This is a genomic window from Flavobacterium sp. ACN6, assembly GCF_002304005.1.
Taxonomy (GTDB): Bacteria; Bacteroidota; Bacteroidia; order Flavobacteriales; family Flavobacteriaceae; genus Flavobacterium.
The window spans coordinates 265,445-282,286 of the sequence record NZ_MRCQ01000003.1; the positions used below are offsets into that span (position 1 = coordinate 265,445).

Here is a 16,842-nt window from a genome sequence, read left to right on the forward strand (position 1 = left end):
TTTTTACATATAATTGAGTTTGTAAATCAACTACGTATTATAAAGTCGGTAGCGAGATATTTTTGAACTCATAAAGTAATTTTGGGTTTATTAAAAAGTAGACTAATCCAGCCAAAAGTCCTGCCAATTGATTCATTAAATACCTGCTTTTTATCTTTTTCAGTTAATGCGTTACTAAATCTAATCAAAGTCAATAAAACAGTAATTGCATTCCATTTAAAACGGTCTTTTATTTTTGGATCTGGATTTTTAACACGCCAAACATACCAGCCGTTTCTAACTACCATCTTTCCATAACGATACTGATTTGGTCTTCCAGCTGAATCATGAAAATGGGATAATTTTGCATTTGTATTAATATATAATTTACCAGCTTTAGCAACTCTTATAGAGAAATCAGCATCTTCATACAGGCCATATCCCTCAAAATATGTAGAAAATGAAAATCTATCAAAAACTGATTTCCTAAAAGAGGAAACTCCGCCCATTAATTGCTCTGCTTGATAAATTTTACTGCTTGGAGGTAAAAAACTAACACTTCTTCCATGAGAAAAAGAAGGCGAAAATCCGGGAGGACAATTGCTGTCTAGATTTAGTTTTTTTCGTAATACAAAACGACTTCCATCTTTACGTTTCCAGCCATCAAAGTAAAACTCTTTTAATGAAGGTTTATATTTATTTTCTACTTTTTCCCATTCTATTTCATTGGCAACATAACCTCCAGCGCCCAATGCATCAGGATATAGCTCATAAGTATTTAATAATTCTTCAAAATAATTGTTTTTTAAAACAGTATCATCATCCAAAAAACAAATAATCTCAGAGTCAACAGCAACTTTAGATATTCCAAAATTACGCTGTTTTGTAAGGCCTCTATTATCATCTGAAACCAAAAAATACTCTAAGTTCCTAAATTCATTTTCGCTTAAAACATTTTTAGTTTCTTTATTTAATGATGCATCAATTATCAAAATTTCGTTTGGATAAACACTCTGTAAATCAACTGATTTTAAAAGTTCCAACAGAGGTTTAGAACGCATATAGGTGCAGACTATTAAAGAAAATCTCATTTTTTTCTCGATTTTATGTTTGCTATTTGAATAAAATAATCAATTCTGTTTAGTCTTTCCAATATTAATTTTCTGTTGTTTTTTTGCATTTCTCTAAGTTCATCCTCTGTTTTAGATGCATGAAAAAGAATCAAATCTGCAGTTATGGAATTTTCTGAAACTATCAAACAGTGCTGCCTCCAATCAATTTGATCTGACATCGGAAGTCTCACATCTGTGTCTATCAAAACGGGGATTCTTCCCATTATTAAGGTTTCATAAAAACGTACTGAAAAGTTTCCGTTTCCTCGTAAACATAAAGTATATAAATTATTCTGTATGTTTTTAAAAAACTCTAATGTTGTTTTTTCTTGGGAGCCCAAACCTTTTTCTCTTGCTCTATATTTATTCCTAAAAATAAAATTACTTTCGATTTCTGGGAAATTCTCAACTTTATTCAAAAGCTTGTGTCTTTTTTGTCCTACAGGATAAAAAGGATGGTAATCTTCTGAGTACTTTAATCCAAAATTGATTAAATTTCTTCTAAGATATAAAGCAAATTCTTTACTTAATTTTAAAAAAGATCCATTCGCATTACCCACAAATCCAATACTTGGCTTTGTCTCTTTGGGAAGTGTAAAGAAATCATTTTTTAAAATTTTGGCATAAGGATCATTTACAAAACAAGGCAAAATAAAAGACGAAGAACTCAATTTTGAATTAAATCCTCCAAGTCTAAAAGTTATAGCGTTTTTATGCTTTACGCTAAAACCTAAATCTCCTGCAGCGTATGTCCAAATTGGAATATTATATTCCGATACTTTGGCAGTCCAATTTTGAAAAAAATCATTCTTGTCATTTTTAAGAAATGTAACAATATCTACTGGGAAAATTGCAACATCGGCTTCAGAAAGAGAATTTGTCAAAATAAAATTAGACATTGATTTTTCATTTGGTATATACATAATATCAAATAGCAAAGGAAATATTTTCTTTCTATTCTCTTCGTTCAAAAAATTATGATCTGTGTATATCTTCAACATTTAATCTTTTTATCTTGTATTTATTATATAACTGTTTCTCAGATTATATTTTTTTAGACCAATTTCTACTAATCTCCCACTGCTTGTTAAACTTAGAAAATGCAAAAACATTAAATTTATTAAGCTTAAAAAACAACACTGTTTTATATCCTAACAATTGAAGGTTACTAAAATATTTAGAATGGACATACATAATTGTGGGAGATGGTTTAGGAGAAACTCCTTCTAACTCCCAAGGAAATATAAATTTATTCCTAAATCCTCCAATCGGAGCTTTTAAATGAAGAATTCTTAATTCTGGAAAATAGATTATATCTACGCCAATATTACGCAATTGAAGCCCAAAATCTGTATCTTCACCATAACCAAACTCTAAAGATTTATTGAAAGAAACCTCCTTTAAAAATTCTGATTTTAAAAAGCTGTTTCCCGAACCAAAAATTCCTGATTGGTGAATTTTTGTATATCGTAAAACCTCATCCTTTTGAAGGCAAGAAGTTGTTATACAATTAATTCCATACTGTGCAACTTTTTCTAATACTTTTTCATTTAAATCTGCTTTAAGTCTAACATCATCGTCACTTAAAAAGACCCACTCACTTTCTACCTCAGCCAATGCAATATTTCTGGCATTGCAAGCTCCTGCCTGATGTGTAAATATATGTTTAATATGAAATGGCCATTTTTCATTATTTAAATAATCGAGCTCAGAAACACTATTAGTGTCAGTATTTTGTTCAACTATAATTACTTTTGCAGGCAAATGAGTTTGTGCTGACAAATCTCTTAAAACATCATAAAGATGTTTTTTACGTCCCATTGTTGGGATTACAACATCTATAGTTCCTTTTTCAATTGCAGTATTACTGGATTGAACTTCAATTTCATCTAATATTTCTTGCTTCAAATTTCTTCTTCTATAAAGAAAACTTGACAAAAAAGGAAAAAGCAAAACTTTTCCCTCGTAAATAACTAAGTTTAAAAATAGTAGAAAAATCCATTGTACTTTATAGTGCTGCCTTACAAATTGGAATAAAATAAAATTATTTTTTCTGAAATTAGTTTGTAGTTTTGAGGACTCTACAATTAAGTGTGGCTCAGAATAGCACAAAAGCCCAAGCGGCATTGCCAATTTTCCTATTGAATTAATAAAGTAATCAAAATTTTTATCTAATTGAATTTGATCTTTTAAAGCTAATAAAACTGAGGAATGAATTCCGCCAATGTCACTGCTCATTTGCCAAGTGGGATAGTTTACTTTTTTATTACTATTTATAAAAGGTGAAGAATCAACATATCCAATCCTTTTAGAGATAAAATAATCTCCAGACAAATTATAGGAAGCCATAATCTTAGTATGATGAAAAATCCTGTTGAAGTTTGTAATATTAACATTAGATTTTAATGTGATATTGCACCAGATAATCAAATCTTGGGGAAAGTTTTCAGCAATATCAATTAAGTTTTCAGCAATACTTTTTTTTTCAAAAACAAAAGTATTGCTGTCTTCAGTCTTAATCTCAACAATTTTATTATTTTGATGATAAACAATTATCACTTTATTTTTTTTTTGAATTTATAATATTTTGATAAAATCTAATATTTTCAGATACAAGATTATTAATATCAAATTTTTCTTCCATTCGTTTTCTGGCTGCTCTACCAATTTGCAGAGTTAATAAATCATCCTCAAACAATTCTTTAATTCTATCTCCATATAAATCATGATTTGAAGGATGAACCAAAAAACCGCTTTCTTCATCAACAATAAGTTCCTTTGACCAGCCAATATTACTATTCACTACTGCTTTTTGCATAGCCATAGATTCTAAAGTTACCATTCCTAATGTTTCTGCAAAAGTAGGAAATACGCATACATTTGCTTTTATGAGGTAATTTTGAATCTCATGGTATGGAATTTTACCCAGGTAAGAAACATATTTTAAATCTTCCTTTTTAAAAGAGTTTTTCATTAACTCCCAAGTCGATTTTGAGCCTGTTTTTATATCAAATGAATCCCCTCCAATTAAAACTAATTTGGCATCTGGAAAATCATTACGCACTTTATTAAAAATTTCTGGCAATTCTAAAACTCCTTTTTTTCTAATTAAAGTACCAATATACAAGATTAAGTTCTTTTCAAATTGTTCTGGAACAGCATTTTCAAAATTCGAAAGATCTATACCATTATGAATTGTTCTTATTTCCTGTTTTTTTATTTTAAACAGATTTTTTGTAAGTTCTCCAGCAAATTTTGTCGGCGATATAAATGCATCTGCTTGATTAATTGCTAATTTTTCAAACCAGAAATTTTTTATCTTTTGTTGCCTGTTTTCTAAATGGCAAAAATAAGCATCACTTCCGTGAAAACGAATTACCAGCGGAATTCTAAATTTCATAAAAGCTGTAATTCCAGTCCAGTCTGGAGCTTCGAGAACAGCAATTTTGTCTTTTTCTATAACTGAATTACAGTAATTTTGAATGTATTTTCTATGAAAGTACCAGCCAAAAAAATTATATTTTTTATTTTCTATTAAATGAATATTGATACCATTTTCTGAAATTACTTCCTGAGTTTTCTGTCCATAAACAAAAATGGTTATTTTACAGCCCTTTTTAGACAAAGCTCCTGCTAGATTTTTCACACTAGTGCCAATGCCTGCAGCATGTGCAATTTTTTCGTGTGGAAACTCTGGGGTTAAAAATCCTATATTCATTTAGTAAAAAAGTCTTTTATAATTTTTTGCGTAAAAACTTGTGCTCCGGCATCATTTAAATGACCGCAAGACGAAAAGTATTTCTCATCCTTTACAACATCTTCATAATTATAAATCTCTGGATATAAAAGATTTACTTTTTTGAAATAATTATTATCTACAGCCTTGTCACACATAGGTGTCATTACTGCAATGAGGTTAATATTGTTTAATTTACAAACTCTTTTAATTTCTTCGTAGTATTTATTTTTTTTAGGAGAAAAATTTAATACCTCTCCTTCTAAATTTCCATTATTATCTGGCAATGCGTTATATCCACCATTGTCTTGTACTTTGCCTTTTTTATTTATTCCATAAAAAAACATTTCTCTAAAACCAATTTTTGTATCGTATTTTAAGTACCTGTAGAAAGGAATATAATATAGGGAATTAAAATTATCTACACTTTCAAATTGTTCTTTAACTACATTTGAGCTATATAAATATGGCAAAAATTTTAAAGAAGTGCCATCGGATTTTTTTTCAGATTTTAATGTAACGTCGACATCAATTATCACGTTTTTTATTTTATTTTTTTTCTCTAGAAGCAATTTCAAAATCAGATCTGATTCAAATAATTTAGAACCCTGCATTCCAAAATTAAAGGTTTTTAAACCTTTGTCTGTAAACATTTGGGTAACAAAATGATTATTAGCTCTCGACGATCCTAATATAACGACATCATATTCTTTTGGTTCTGAGTTATAAATATATCCTATTTTATCTCTTTGGTTCGAATGCAGGAACGCAAACGAATAAACTTTGTCCAGTATAGCTGCTATAAGAAATGTTAAAATAAAGATGCTTACTATGTAAAGAAGAAATTTTCTCATTTCTCAGAACGAACTTTCTTTAAAGGAAAGCTCTTATTTTATTTATTAAAAAAGTCTCTTAAAATTTTAGCTGTAAATATTTTAGCCCCATAATCTGTCATATGCCCGCAGGAAGAAAAATATTTGTTTTCGATTACACTATTTTCATAATTGTGAATTTCTGGATATGCTTTTTTAACTTTATCAAAATAATTCATTCCCACAACATTTTCACACATTGGTGTCATTATAGCAATAAAATTGATATTGTTTTTTTTACAAATATTCTTAATCTCCTCGTAATATTTATTATGAGGCAATGGATTTAGATTAACAATATTGTTTTTCATATTTCCATTTTTGTGTTTCTCTAACGGATAATATCCCAAATTATCTAATGCATTTGTCTTTTCTCCTTTGGTTATTTTATAAATTTCTCTAAAACCAATTTTAGAATCAAACTTAAGATATCTATAAAATGGTATATAATATAGTTCTTTAAAATTTTCCTCTGTAGAAAAATGTCTTTTTATCACTTCCGAAGAATGAATGTAGGGTAAAAACTTTGCCGAAACGCCTTCCGATTCTTGATCATTAGAAAGATTCAAATCGGCTTCTAGAATTACGTTTTTGATTTCGTATTTTCTTTCAATCATTAATTTTAACATAAGAGAAGCTTCATATAAATGGCCTCCGCTCATTCCGTAATTAAAAGTTTTTAAACCTTTATCTTCAAACATCTTAGAAACAAAATGATTATTTGCTCTTGAAGAACCTAAAATGACAACATCATATTTTTGGATATTTGAATTTACGACGTTTTCAATTTTCCCTCTGTTTCTAGACTGCATAAATACATAAGTATAAACGCCGTCTAAAAGAACTGCTAATAAAATTATTACTAGAAAAATTTTAAATATATAGAGTAAAAACGTCTTCATTAAAATTGAAAATATATAAATTCTTTATAATCAGAATAAGTTCCGAATGCAATAATGGCTAAAATTGCCAATGCTATTTTTAACATGCTTCCTCTGCCTGAAAGAGGTTGAACTTTAGTTCGGTTATTCCATTCAACCAATACAAACAAACCTATCATTAAAACTAATTCATAGTTATATCTTTCGTTATCTAGATATTGAAAAGCAAAGTCTTTATTGGTAAAAATTCTTTTTAAATATAAAAAGGCATCTGTAATAGTCCTTGCTCTAAAGAAAACCCATGCGACGCAGGTTAACATAAAAGTAGTTAGTATACTGAAGAGTACTTTTACTGAATCGAAATTCCATTTTAGTACAATGGAATCCATATTATTTCTATTACTATTTGAAAGTAGTAATGGAAGAAAATAAACCGCATTTATAAATCCCCATACAATGTAAGTCCAATTGGCACCATGCCAAAATCCGCTGACTACAAAAATGATAAATGTATTTCTAATTTTCATCCAAAGGCCGCCTTTACTACCGCCAAGCGGAATATATAAATAATCCCTAAACCAAGAGGAAAGCGAAATATGCCAGCGTCTCCAGAACTCAGCAATGTCTCTTGAAAAATAAGGGTAGTTGAAGTTTCGTAATAAGTCTAAACCAAACAATTTAGAAACCCCAAGCGCGATGTCTGAATAACCCGAAAAGTCTCCATAAATTTGAAAAGCAAAATATACAGCGCCTAAGATTAAGGAAAAAGAATTCATGGAAGGATAATGATCAAAAATTGCGTTTGCATAAACGGCACAGGTATCAGCAATGACAATTTTTTTAACTAATCCCCATATAATCTGATAAACTCCTTCTTTGGCTTTTTCAAGATTAAATTCTCGTTTTACTTTCACCTGAGGCAATAAATGAGTGGCCCGTTCTATTGGCCCTGCCACTAAAAGTGGAAAATAACTTACAAATAAAGAATAATCTACAAAATTGTATTCTGCTTTTATTCTTTTGTAATAAATATCAATCACATATGATAATCCGTGGAATGTATAAAATGAAATACCTACAGGAAGAATTACTCTCAATAAAATCGGACTTGCTTTAAATCCAAAAGCAGTAAACATTTCTGCAAAAGATGCCGCAAAGAAATTATAGTATTTGAAGATTCCTAAAAATCCTAAATTGACTATAATACTAAGCCAAAACCAAAATTTTCGTCCTTTCTCTGAACTACTTTTTTCGATTTGGATTCCAGTAAAATAATCTAAAAATGTAGAGAATACTAATAGAAATAAAAATCTCCAATCCCAGCAGGAATAAAAATAATAACTGGCAATAATAAGCAAAGCATTTTGAGTGCTTTTATTTTTGTTGAAAACGAACCAATACAGAAAAAAGACTATTGGTAAAAAAATAGCAAATGCTAAGGAGTTAAAAAACATATTATTTTAAAAATTTAATCCAAAATAAATTCACAAATTAATTAAACTATTGATTTAACAGCTTTCCAAATTCGGGTAGAAATATCTTGTGGAGGGTGTTGATTTATGATTTCAAACCATTTTTGAGCATTTAGAACTGTTTCTTCGGGCTGCTCTAAACCTTGTCTAATTTTCTCTTTTATTTCACTAGCTGTATTCAACCATAAAACAGCTTTTTTATTTGGCATAGAACGAAAATGAACATAGTTGTATATTTTCGAAACCGACCAATTTTTATCAACCTTATTTGGTACATCATAATTTATAAAAGCACATGGCTTTTTATGTGCCGCATAATCAAATACCATCGAGGAACCAAGATTTACCACCATTTCTGTATGCCTGATTGTATTAATTTGCAATTCAAGGTCTTCTTTTGATGGCAAAATTGTATTCCATCCATCACCTATTTTTTCCCATATGGGTGCAATTGATGTAATGATATCTTTATTCTTTTCAAGAACTAAATCATATCTATCAGAAAAATCTACTGGGCAGCGTCTAAAAATAATTCCAATAAAGTTTCCTTCATTATTCATGTCCCTTACCGCATCTGCAACATCAGATAAATACTGTGGATCATCTGGACAAGTGGTAAAATCATCGCCGGAATAGCAAATATATTTCTTATTAAAATCCAGATTATATTTTTCAAAAAACACGGTTCTTGTTACTAACTTTTGATCATCAAAATGACTTTCAAATTGCGGTGTTCCCGTTATAAAAATCTTATCTTCACTTATATTTGGATAATAATGCAAAAGCTCTTTTTTCATGTACTGACTCCAAACAAAATAAAAATCTGTTTCTACGACCATTGTAGCCTTTGGCAGGTTATCCCATGAAAAAATAAAAGTGGCCGTTGGAATCCCGAGTTTTTGTGCTGCTAATAACGGCGCTATTGCTAAAACGGGACGCTGATTGGTACAGAAAACCAAATTAGGCTTTTCGACTTTTAAAGTCTCTAAACAATGTTGGTAATAACTTGTGTTTTGCTCCAGTTTTTTAATTTTTTCGCAAATTTTATCCAACCCTTTTTGAGAAGAATAAGTCGCGATTAAAAACTGTGCAGCTAAACTTTTTATTGCCGGCTTTATTTTTTTGTATGAAAAGGGAAAAAGATAAGTATCATATACTTTATCATTTTCAGCTTTAATACTTAAATTAAGCTCAATATGTTTACGAGCATTTTTGTAACTATCTGCTAAAGGATTTGATTTAGCATTTTTAATTTTAATTTCGTTAAAACCAAGAGCTGTTAAATTAAATGGGGTGTTATTCCAATAGACAATATTAAAATCAAGATCAATGCCTAATTGATAAAAATTAGAGAAAGCGAAATTTCTAAGTCCAACTCCATCTGGCAGTAAAATAAATATTTTCTTTTGTGGCATTTAACTTTGAATCTTTATTTAAGGATATATTTCTTTATTTTTTTCTTGATTTTATTCTTTCTCTTTCTAAATTTTATTTGGCTTCCAACTAAAAACTCATAAACAAAGCCCTTTATCCTAAACCACCAATACTCATTTCTAAGATTGTAGTTTTTGTCGTCAAAACTAATCCATCTTTTTGGAAAATAATCAACATCATTATTTATTTTTGCAAAATCTCCTCTAAGATTCTTTATAGGCCTGATTACTTTCGAGTTCTCTTTTTCTCCCAGCCATGCTATCCACCATGAGAAGGTTGAATTACTAATAACATAATCATCACATTTTGTTCCAAAAGCTAATTGTTCAATTGCTGACAAACTATCTAAAAAATGACTGTTTTTTAAAAATGAAAAATGATACTTACAATATGCTATATCATCACTTGTGAAAATTATATTGCGTTCTTTCCAATCAGGAAAATTTTCTATTATTGCTTTTAAATAATACGAATGTGATAATTGATAAAAATGTGGGTTTTTTACAAAATCACCCCGTCTTACCGAAACTAAAATCGTTTTTTTTGAAAATAGGAAATTATATTTAAGGTATACATCATTTTTAAAATCTTCAAATTGAAAAATTTCTTTTGTTTTTTCTATATTGAAATATTTCTCAGATTGAAGCCATCCTACGATGTCATAATTACCATTTTCTAAATTCCATTCATAATAGTTAAATTCTTTCTCTCTTACAATTTCAAAGCTGTGATCATTGTGTAAAAAAGGAATTTGATTTCTAAAATATTTAGAATAACTCCAATTCGGAAAACCATATTTATGTCCGTATTTTTCAGCAAGGCCAATAGTTGAAGCAATTTGAAATAATTGATTTCCAAGATTTCCTTTGGTACCAAGTTTAGAGAATGTAATCATGTCAAATATCTCTAAATTGTTTTTGATGATTGAGCTGCCATACATCTTTTTTTTGAAGACATTCTAAAAATAATTGATTACTATTTCCTTGTCCAAAGTCATCATTTATTGTCTGTATTTTATGTAAATCTATTATGGCAAGTGCCTGTTTAATTCCTTCTTCTGTATAATCTGTACTTATTATGTCTGCGTGAATCGATCTGTTTTGCTGTCTGGTTCCAATATTTATTATCGGAATACCATAATAAGGTGCTTCACGAATTCCTGCACTGCTGTTACCAATAATAAATTGGCTGTTTTTTAAAAGCGTTAAAAAATATTCAAACCGTAAAGAAGGAAATACTCTAAATCTTGAATTTCCATTTAATTCTTTATATGCTTCAAGAATATACTGCGTTCCTAAATCATTATTAGGAAAAATCACGACATAATTGTGGGTATCCTCTAGAAGAGAGTTTACAAAATTCTTCGCATACTTTTCCATCTCTTTGACTTCGGTAGTTACAGGATGAAACATTACTATGGCATATTTTTCAAAATCAATTTTATAGTATTCTTTTGCCGTTTCCAAGTCTGGCAGTTGATCTGAAAACATAATATCAATATCTGGAGAACCAATAGTAAAAATAGAATCTTCTACTTCTCCCATTTGAAGAAGTCTCTTCGCTGCTTGATCATTTGAAACAAAATGAATATGACTTAACTTACTAACACTGTGACGAATTAATTCGTCTACTGTACCCGAAATTTCTCCTCCCTCGATATGTGCTACCAAAATATTATTTAGAGAGCCTACAATTGCCCCTGCTAGAGTTTCAACGCGGTCTCCATGTACAACAATCATATCTGGCTGTATATTTTTGCAATAACTGGATAATCCTTCTATAGTTTTTGCAAGCGTCAAATCCATAGTAGTTTCATGCGTGTGATTTTCAAAAGTAAATACATTTTTAAAATTACATCGCTCAATTTCTATCAATGTATAACCATAAACCTCTTGTAAATGCATACCGGTTACAAAAACAAAGACTTCAAATTGTTCTTGTTTTTCTAATGTTTGAATCAGCGATTTTATTTTACCAAAATCAGCTCGGGTACCAGTAAGAAAAAGAATTTTTTTCATTTAACTTGATTTATTCGAAATCGGGGAAATCTAATTGTTCATCATTTTCGATAGCCCTTACCGCAGTTTTTCCAATTAAATCATTAAAATGTTCTGCTAATATTTTTCCTGTTCCTGGGCGCTTTACCCAAATATTTTCTTTTGTTAAAATCTCCCCTTTCTTTATTGGAGCTATTGCGCAAACAGTTGCAAATGCAAAATCAATCGTTACCTGTTCTTCTTGTGCAGGTTGTTTCGTCCCGCCTCTCATCAAAGCTATTTCAGCAGCAGATTCAATTAATTCCTGACATGCTTTTTCGTCCATACTGCAAACAATGTCTGGACCTGTTCGCTGCATATGATCTGTAAAATGCCTTTCTAAAATACTTGCTCCCAAAGCAACTGCTCCTAAGCAAGCATTATTATTTAAAGTGTGATCACTAAGTCCGAAAATTTTATCTGGAAAAGCTTGATGCAATTCTAGCATTGCTCCAAAACGAACTAAGTGAATTGGGGTTGGATATAAATTAGTAGTATGTAAAAGCGCTACTGGGACATTATGCTTATCAAAAACAGCAACTGCTTTTTTAACGCTTTCAATTGTATTCATACCAGTACTTAAAATAACTGGTTTGCCAAGAGAGGCAATATGTTCCAGCAGTGGATAGTTGTTGCACTCACCAGATCCAATTTTATAAGCTGGAATATCAAATTTTTGTAAACGATTTGCTGCAGCACGAGAAAATGGGGTTGAAATAAAAATCATTCCCTTACTTTCCACATAATTTTTAAGTTCTAATTCGTCTGCTTCATTTAAAGAACAACGTTCCATAATTTCATATATGGAGACATCTGCATTACCAGGAATTACTTTTTTTGCCGCTCCGCTCATCTCATCTTCTACAATATGGGTTTGATGTTTTACTACCTCAACTCCAGCCCTATATGCAGCATCAACCATTTCTTTAGCAACATCTAAGGAACCTTCATGATTAATTCCTATTTCTGCAATGACTAAAGGTGGAAAGTCCTGTCCAATTTTTCTTCCGGCTATTTCTATATATGGTTTCATAAAGTACGTACTCTATTAATGTTTTATATGTTTATTGTATAAATACTCAGCGTAATCAAAATCCTCTTGTGTATCAATGTCTACGCTGGCAAAAATATGATCGATTTCGAATGGAAATGCATCGTCTGAAATAATTGTATCTTCAAGAATTAATCCTGCTTTTGTAATGTAAAGTAGTCCATTTTCAAAATAAAGAGGCTCAAGATCTTGACTTCTCTGTCCAATTTGATAATTATATGCAATAAATTTTTGGTTATCTATTTTTCCAAACTTTTTATGATTTTTTGAAACTGTAAACAAACTATTTCTATTTTGTTTTTTATAAATTTCAAAAGCTTCTTTTAATAAATTTTCGGGACGAATAGGATTTGTTGGCTGTAATAAAATTACGTTTTCAACATTTAAATCAATAGTTTCCAAGACATGTTTTAATGCTGAAACTGTCGGTTCATAATCGCCCGAAATAGCTTCTGGTCTTTCAATGACTTTTGCGCCATATTCTAAAGCTATTTGACTTATTTTTTCATCATCTGTTGAGACATAAATTTCATCAATAATTTTATGATTTGCCTTTGCAAATAATATGCTAAATGCCAATAAAGGAATTCCGTCAATTAATTTTATATTCTTTTGCGGTAATCTTTTTGATCCTCCTCGGGCGGGAATTATTGCAATGTTTTTCACTTCACTTAAAGTTAAATAATGTTATCTTCCGGCTGCCAATAAATTTTAGTATTTTCCAATTGTTTAAATTCTGAAAATTCCTGATCTGAAAATTTATTCCTGTTTTTTATTATATTCGGGATAAAACCAATCAAATCAAATCCTGCTAAAATTAAAGCTTTAAGAGCGTTAAAATCACCCTTAAAAACTTTTAGTTTTAATTGCATCCAAATAGAGTAAGCCATCTTTCTAGGAATTAATTTTATTGGCAAAAATAAAAAATATAGTACCCATCCGGCTCTCAAAGATCTTCGCAGTCTAATGGTGTAATCTGCGTGTTTTTTTCGCGATTTTAAGTCGGCTCTGTGATGAATTAAAACTTGCGGTAAATAATGTATTTGCCATTTTTTTTTGAATAATTGCATTGCTGAAAAATCTTCCTCGCCATAAAACTCAAACCATTCCGGATAATTAGGGATGTCTTTCCAAGCATTTATTCTCCATACATGACCGCAACCAACAAATCCTTTTACTCTTTGTACATCTTCTGTAGAAGTGATTCCGACGGGTTGTTTTAATCCCCAAAAAATACGTAATGCAATTAAACCGCAATTCTTGTTTGCCTCAAAATGTTCAAAAATCAGCTGTAACGGATTTTCAGTAATAAAATTGGCATCGTCATCTAGGGAAATTGCAAATTCTGCTTGTGTTTCATTAAGCATTTTATTCCTGCAGTAAAGGTATCCTCTCGAAATTTCATTTCGTTGAATTTTAATTAATGGAAATAAATTTTTAATTTTTTCAAAAGTACCATCAGTAGATCCATCATCAATTACCACACATTCTATATCTTCTTTTTCTAACAAAGAATTTATTTGGGTGAGCGTTAAAATCAAATCATCCTTACGATTTTTGGTAGCTATAAGAATTGAAAAAGTAATTATATTCATGCTCATTTAGTACTTTTTAATCATTTCTTTTGGCAGTTTCTTCCATTTTAAAAACAATCTCGAAATAGGTTTTACAGCAATTAATTTGGTAAAAAACTTATTCTTAATAAAATAATTAAAAGCGCTTAGTTCTTTATGTTTTATAAAGTTCAAGTTTAAATGATCAGTTTGTATTACTTTTTGGGGAATGTTTTCCATCCATTTCTCGTATACGTTACCCATATGGAACGCATAGTTATCATCGGTTGTCAATCTCCAATACCCTTTTTTTAATGGTTTATTGTCAATATAATCTTCACCAATTCCTGCTGCTTTTCTGCCTCCTATAAATGAGAGTAGTTCTTTAAAAACTTCTTTTTTATAAGTTGCAACAAAATGCCCTGAACCAACAAAACAATTTACTTTACCATAATTAAGTCCTAATCCAAACTTCAAATAATCTTGATTATAGTTTCTGTCCCATCCAATACTATCATAAAAATGAATCATTGATTGTGGATTTTTTACTGGAATAAATTTTAATTTTTTATTAAATAAATTATCAAACAACACATTTCCACAATATCTTTTGTACATATTAAACTGAGGAACAATTCCAACTACACCTGCTTTAGGTATTTCAGAAAAAACTTTTATTGTTTCTGTCTGCCAGTTCGAAAGAAACATTACATCTGCATCAGTGACGGTTACTAATTCTATATTATTGCCCGAAAGTCCTTTAAAAACAGCGTTAATTTTACCTATATTATCAGTATGTATTAATTCTTTAATTTTATTCTCTTCAAAAAGTTCGTTGAGATATTTTACAACATTACCGCAGCTTCCGTTATTTACAATCGTAATAAAAGTTCTATCATGTATGGTGTTGAATAAAGAATTCAAGCAAATTTTTAGAATTTTTAGTGCATCTGAAAAATATCCCTCTTCATTGGGAATATATACCGGAACTATTATCTGGTGTTTGTAGAACGATTGTTCCTGATCAACTTCTTTATTAGGATTATCCCCTATTCTCATAATTTTTACTTTTCAACTTAAAAATTAAAATTTGAAAAAATTATTTTCTTTCAATTTTTCAAATAATTTTTCTTTTGATACTACAACATTATTGCTCGAGAATTCCTCAAAGTTCACATTTGAATTATCATAAATATTTTTATAATGCATCATGTATAAATTTAGTTTTTCATCTAAATATGTTCTTGGGGTTTCTTCTTTTGCAATCATAATCTCGTGTATTTTTTCTGAGATTCTTGGTACACCAATTGTAAATTTTAAGCCAAATTCTTCTTTGTAAATTTCAAAAAGATCTAAAACCTTAAAACTAGGGATGTTGGGAATAATATTAAAGCCTGTAAACTCAAATGAATTATGTATTAAATTAACCGCTTCCTCCACATCAATCATAAAACGGGTCATTTCTTTTGAGTACAATTTTAACTCGTACTTGTTTTTAATAGAATCTAATATTAACGGAATAATACTACCGGTCGAATTTAAAACATTTCCATAAATAGCTGTAGTAAGATTAACATTCGACCTCTCGGCATCTACAATGAAAGATTCGCCACCTATAAATTTCATTGCACCATATAATGTCGTCGCTGCTCTGCTTTTATCAGAAGATATAAAAGATGCTGCTTTAAAATCATTCTCTTCAGCAACGTTTCTGGAGTTAATTGCTCCATTAACTATTGTTCTTAATGCTACCTCAACATTTTGATCAACGGCTTCAATTTGTTTTAAAGATGCTGCGAAAATACCATGATCGTGATTTTTAGCCGCTTTATTCATCAATCTAAAATCTGAGACATCTCCTATTATACAGTTAATTTTTGGAAATTGCTTCTTTAAATAATAATGCTTAGCCTCATCTCTACTATAAATAGTTATTTCAGCTTTATCGTAAAAACTTTTAACTATTTCTCTTCCGAGATAACCAGCTCCACCCGTAATAAATAATCTCATATTTTATAATTAGTATAACTTAAATAAGTTTCATATAAGTTCCATTCAAACTTGCTATTTAATTCTGGAAATTTATGGTTTCGTTTCATCTCATCAAAATACTGCAATAACTTATATACCTCCTCTACTGTAGTTTCTTGATGCAAAATTTCACTCTCTTGCAAATTAGCTACTATTGGTACTACATCATTAATACTAGCCAGTTTAATTTTGTTGGCATTAAAATTTATTGATAATTCGTTATGGAGATTATAACAAAATGTTGCAACAAAAGAAGTTTTATTAGGAACTGCATACATCCCAAAAATATTAGGAAGCTTAAACGATACAAATTCTTTATTAATAAAAGAACAATATTGATTTAAAGTCTTTTTGGCTTCTTTCTTAGCTTGACCATATGGGTTATCTAATTCCTCCTGCAAAGAAGATAAAAAAGCAATATTACATTTAAGGTTGTTAACTGTTAAACATTTTATTGTATCATTCGTAAGCTTTCTATTCAGCTCAAGAAGTACATTGAGATCTGGATGCCTATGAATAAATGCACCATGTATTAGCCAGTCTAATTCTTTTACTTTAGGAAGCTCATCCAAGTAATCTCTTCCAAGCTCAATGACTTCATATTTTAGAATGTTCCTAAAATAATTAGTCAAATGTATCCCTATAAAACCTTTTTCACCCGTAATTGCTATTCTCATCTATAGAA

General features: G+C 29.9%; 16 protein-coding genes. All 16 read right to left on the minus strand.

What is annotated here, in order from left to right; genetic code table 11:
* Positions 1-68 precede the first annotated feature (68 nt).
* The 16 genes from BSF42_RS06530 to BSF42_RS06605 all read right to left on the minus strand — a co-directional run bounded on the left by BSF42_RS06530 (position 69) and on the right by BSF42_RS06605 (position 16,834).
* Entirely contained in the window at positions 69-1,070 is a 1,002-nt protein-coding gene (locus BSF42_RS06530) for a glycosyltransferase family 2 protein (protein ID WP_095952295.1), read from the minus strand.
* Positions 1,067-2,092: an exostosin family protein gene (locus BSF42_RS06535; RefSeq protein WP_095952296.1), complete on the minus strand. Its 1,026-nt coding sequence runs from the start codon at positions 2,090-2,092 to the stop codon at positions 1,067-1,069. Before BSF42_RS06535 ends, BSF42_RS06530 begins: the two co-directional genes overlap by 4 nt.
* A gap of 43 nt (positions 2,093-2,135) precedes the next feature.
* Positions 2,136-3,425: a glycosyltransferase family 2 protein gene (locus BSF42_RS06540; protein WP_253250998.1), complete on the minus strand. Its 1,290-nt coding sequence runs from the start codon at positions 3,423-3,425 to the stop codon at positions 2,136-2,138.
* Between the two features lie 226 nt (positions 3,426-3,651).
* Positions 3,652-4,809: a glycosyltransferase family 4 protein gene (locus BSF42_RS06545; protein ID WP_095952298.1), complete on the minus strand. Its 1,158-nt coding sequence runs from the start codon at positions 4,807-4,809 to the stop codon at positions 3,652-3,654.
* The gene (locus tag BSF42_RS06550) at positions 4,806-5,480 is read right to left on the minus strand and encodes a hypothetical protein (protein ID WP_371615272.1); all 675 of its coding nucleotides are present in this window, start codon (positions 5,478-5,480) and stop codon (positions 4,806-4,808) included. Before BSF42_RS06550 ends, BSF42_RS06545 begins: the two co-directional genes overlap by 4 nt.
* A 239-nt stretch (positions 5,481-5,719) precedes the next feature.
* Complete coding sequence (locus tag BSF42_RS06555; RefSeq protein WP_095952300.1) at positions 5,720-6,601, minus strand: hypothetical protein; 882 nt, start codon at positions 6,599-6,601, stop codon at positions 5,720-5,722.
* Complete coding sequence (locus BSF42_RS06560; protein WP_095952301.1) at positions 6,601-8,034, minus strand: MBOAT family protein; 1,434 nt, start codon at positions 8,032-8,034, stop codon at positions 6,601-6,603. Before BSF42_RS06560 ends, BSF42_RS06555 begins: the two co-directional genes overlap by 1 nt.
* 41 nt (positions 8,035-8,075) lie before the next feature.
* Complete coding sequence (locus tag BSF42_RS06565) at positions 8,076-9,467, minus strand: UDP-glycosyltransferase (protein ID WP_095952302.1); 1,392 nt, start codon at positions 9,465-9,467, stop codon at positions 8,076-8,078.
* 14 nt (positions 9,468-9,481) lie between these two features.
* Positions 9,482-10,381, minus strand: a complete 900-nt coding sequence (locus BSF42_RS06570; protein ID WP_172426648.1) for an alpha-1,2-fucosyltransferase — start codon at positions 10,379-10,381, stop codon at positions 9,482-9,484.
* Between the two features lies 1 nt (position 10,382).
* Positions 10,383-11,504, minus strand: a complete 1,122-nt coding sequence (neuC, locus tag BSF42_RS06575) for a UDP-N-acetylglucosamine 2-epimerase (protein ID WP_095952304.1) — start codon at positions 11,502-11,504, stop codon at positions 10,383-10,385.
* Between the two features lie 10 nt (positions 11,505-11,514).
* Positions 11,515-12,555, minus strand: coding sequence for an N-acetylneuraminate synthase (gene neuB, locus BSF42_RS06580; protein WP_095952305.1), 1,041 nt, complete (start codon positions 12,553-12,555; stop codon positions 11,515-11,517).
* A gap of 15 nt (positions 12,556-12,570) precedes the next feature.
* Entirely contained in the window at positions 12,571-13,239 is a 669-nt protein-coding gene (locus tag BSF42_RS06585) for a cytidylyltransferase domain-containing protein (protein WP_095952306.1), read from the minus strand.
* An 11-nt stretch (positions 13,240-13,250) separates the two neighbouring features.
* Positions 13,251-14,174 (minus strand): glycosyltransferase family 2 protein, encoded by a 924-nt coding sequence (locus tag BSF42_RS06590; RefSeq protein ID WP_253251000.1) that lies wholly within the window; start codon positions 14,172-14,174, stop codon positions 13,251-13,253.
* Entirely contained in the window at positions 14,175-15,185 is a 1,011-nt protein-coding gene (locus BSF42_RS06595) for a glycosyltransferase (protein ID WP_095952307.1), read from the minus strand. It abuts the gene before it with no gap.
* Positions 15,186-15,209: 24 nt separating this feature from the next.
* Positions 15,210-16,136, minus strand: coding sequence for a polysaccharide biosynthesis protein (locus BSF42_RS06600; RefSeq protein ID WP_095952308.1), 927 nt, complete (start codon positions 16,134-16,136; stop codon positions 15,210-15,212).
* The gene (locus tag BSF42_RS06605) at positions 16,133-16,834 is read right to left on the minus strand and encodes a hypothetical protein (RefSeq protein WP_095952309.1); all 702 of its coding nucleotides are present in this window, start codon (positions 16,832-16,834) and stop codon (positions 16,133-16,135) included. Before BSF42_RS06605 ends, BSF42_RS06600 begins: the two co-directional genes overlap by 4 nt.
* Positions 16,835-16,842 lie beyond the last annotated feature (8 nt).

What these genes read in the sequence shown, in the direction of transcription:
- BSF42_RS06590 (WP_253251000.1), bottom strand. Translation starts at nt 14,174, where the DNA reads ATGAGCATGAATATAATTACTTTTTCAATTCTTATAGCTACCAAAAAT.
- neuB (WP_095952305.1), bottom strand. Translation starts at nt 12,555, where the DNA reads ATGAAACCATATATAGAAATAGCCGGAAGAAAAATTGGACAGGACTTT.
- BSF42_RS06570 (WP_172426648.1), bottom strand. Translation starts at nt 10,381, where the DNA reads ATGATTACATTCTCTAAACTTGGTACCAAAGGAAATCTTGGAAATCAA.
- BSF42_RS06555 (WP_095952300.1), bottom strand. Translation starts at nt 6,601, where the DNA reads ATGAAGACGTTTTTACTCTATATATTTAAAATTTTTCTAGTAATAATT.
- BSF42_RS06565 (WP_095952302.1), bottom strand. Translation starts at nt 9,467, where the DNA reads ATGCCACAAAAGAAAATATTTATTTTACTGCCAGATGGAGTTGGACTT.
- BSF42_RS06530 (WP_095952295.1), bottom strand. Translation starts at nt 1,070, where the DNA reads ATGAGATTTTCTTTAATAGTCTGCACCTATATGCGTTCTAAACCTCTG.
- neuC (WP_095952304.1), bottom strand. Translation starts at nt 11,504, where the DNA reads ATGAAAAAAATTCTTTTTCTTACTGGTACCCGAGCTGATTTTGGTAAA.
- BSF42_RS06545 (WP_095952298.1), bottom strand. Translation starts at nt 4,809, where the DNA reads ATGAATATAGGATTTTTAACCCCAGAGTTTCCACACGAAAAAATTGCA.
- BSF42_RS06550 (WP_371615272.1), bottom strand. Translation starts at nt 5,480, where the DNA reads ATGTTTACAGACAAAGGTTTAAAAACCTTTAATTTTGGAATGCAGGGT.
- BSF42_RS06605 (WP_095952309.1), bottom strand. Translation starts at nt 16,834, where the DNA reads ATGAGAATAGCAATTACGGGTGAAAAAGGTTTTATAGGGATACATTTG.
- BSF42_RS06600 (WP_095952308.1), bottom strand. Translation starts at nt 16,136, where the DNA reads ATGAGATTATTTATTACGGGTGGAGCTGGTTATCTCGGAAGAGAAATA.
- BSF42_RS06560 (WP_095952301.1), bottom strand. Translation starts at nt 8,034, where the DNA reads ATGTTTTTTAACTCCTTAGCATTTGCTATTTTTTTACCAATAGTCTTT.
- BSF42_RS06535 (WP_095952296.1), bottom strand. Translation starts at nt 2,092, where the DNA reads ATGTTGAAGATATACACAGATCATAATTTTTTGAACGAAGAGAATAGA.
- BSF42_RS06595 (WP_095952307.1), bottom strand. Translation starts at nt 15,185, where the DNA reads ATGAGAATAGGGGATAATCCTAATAAAGAAGTTGATCAGGAACAATCG.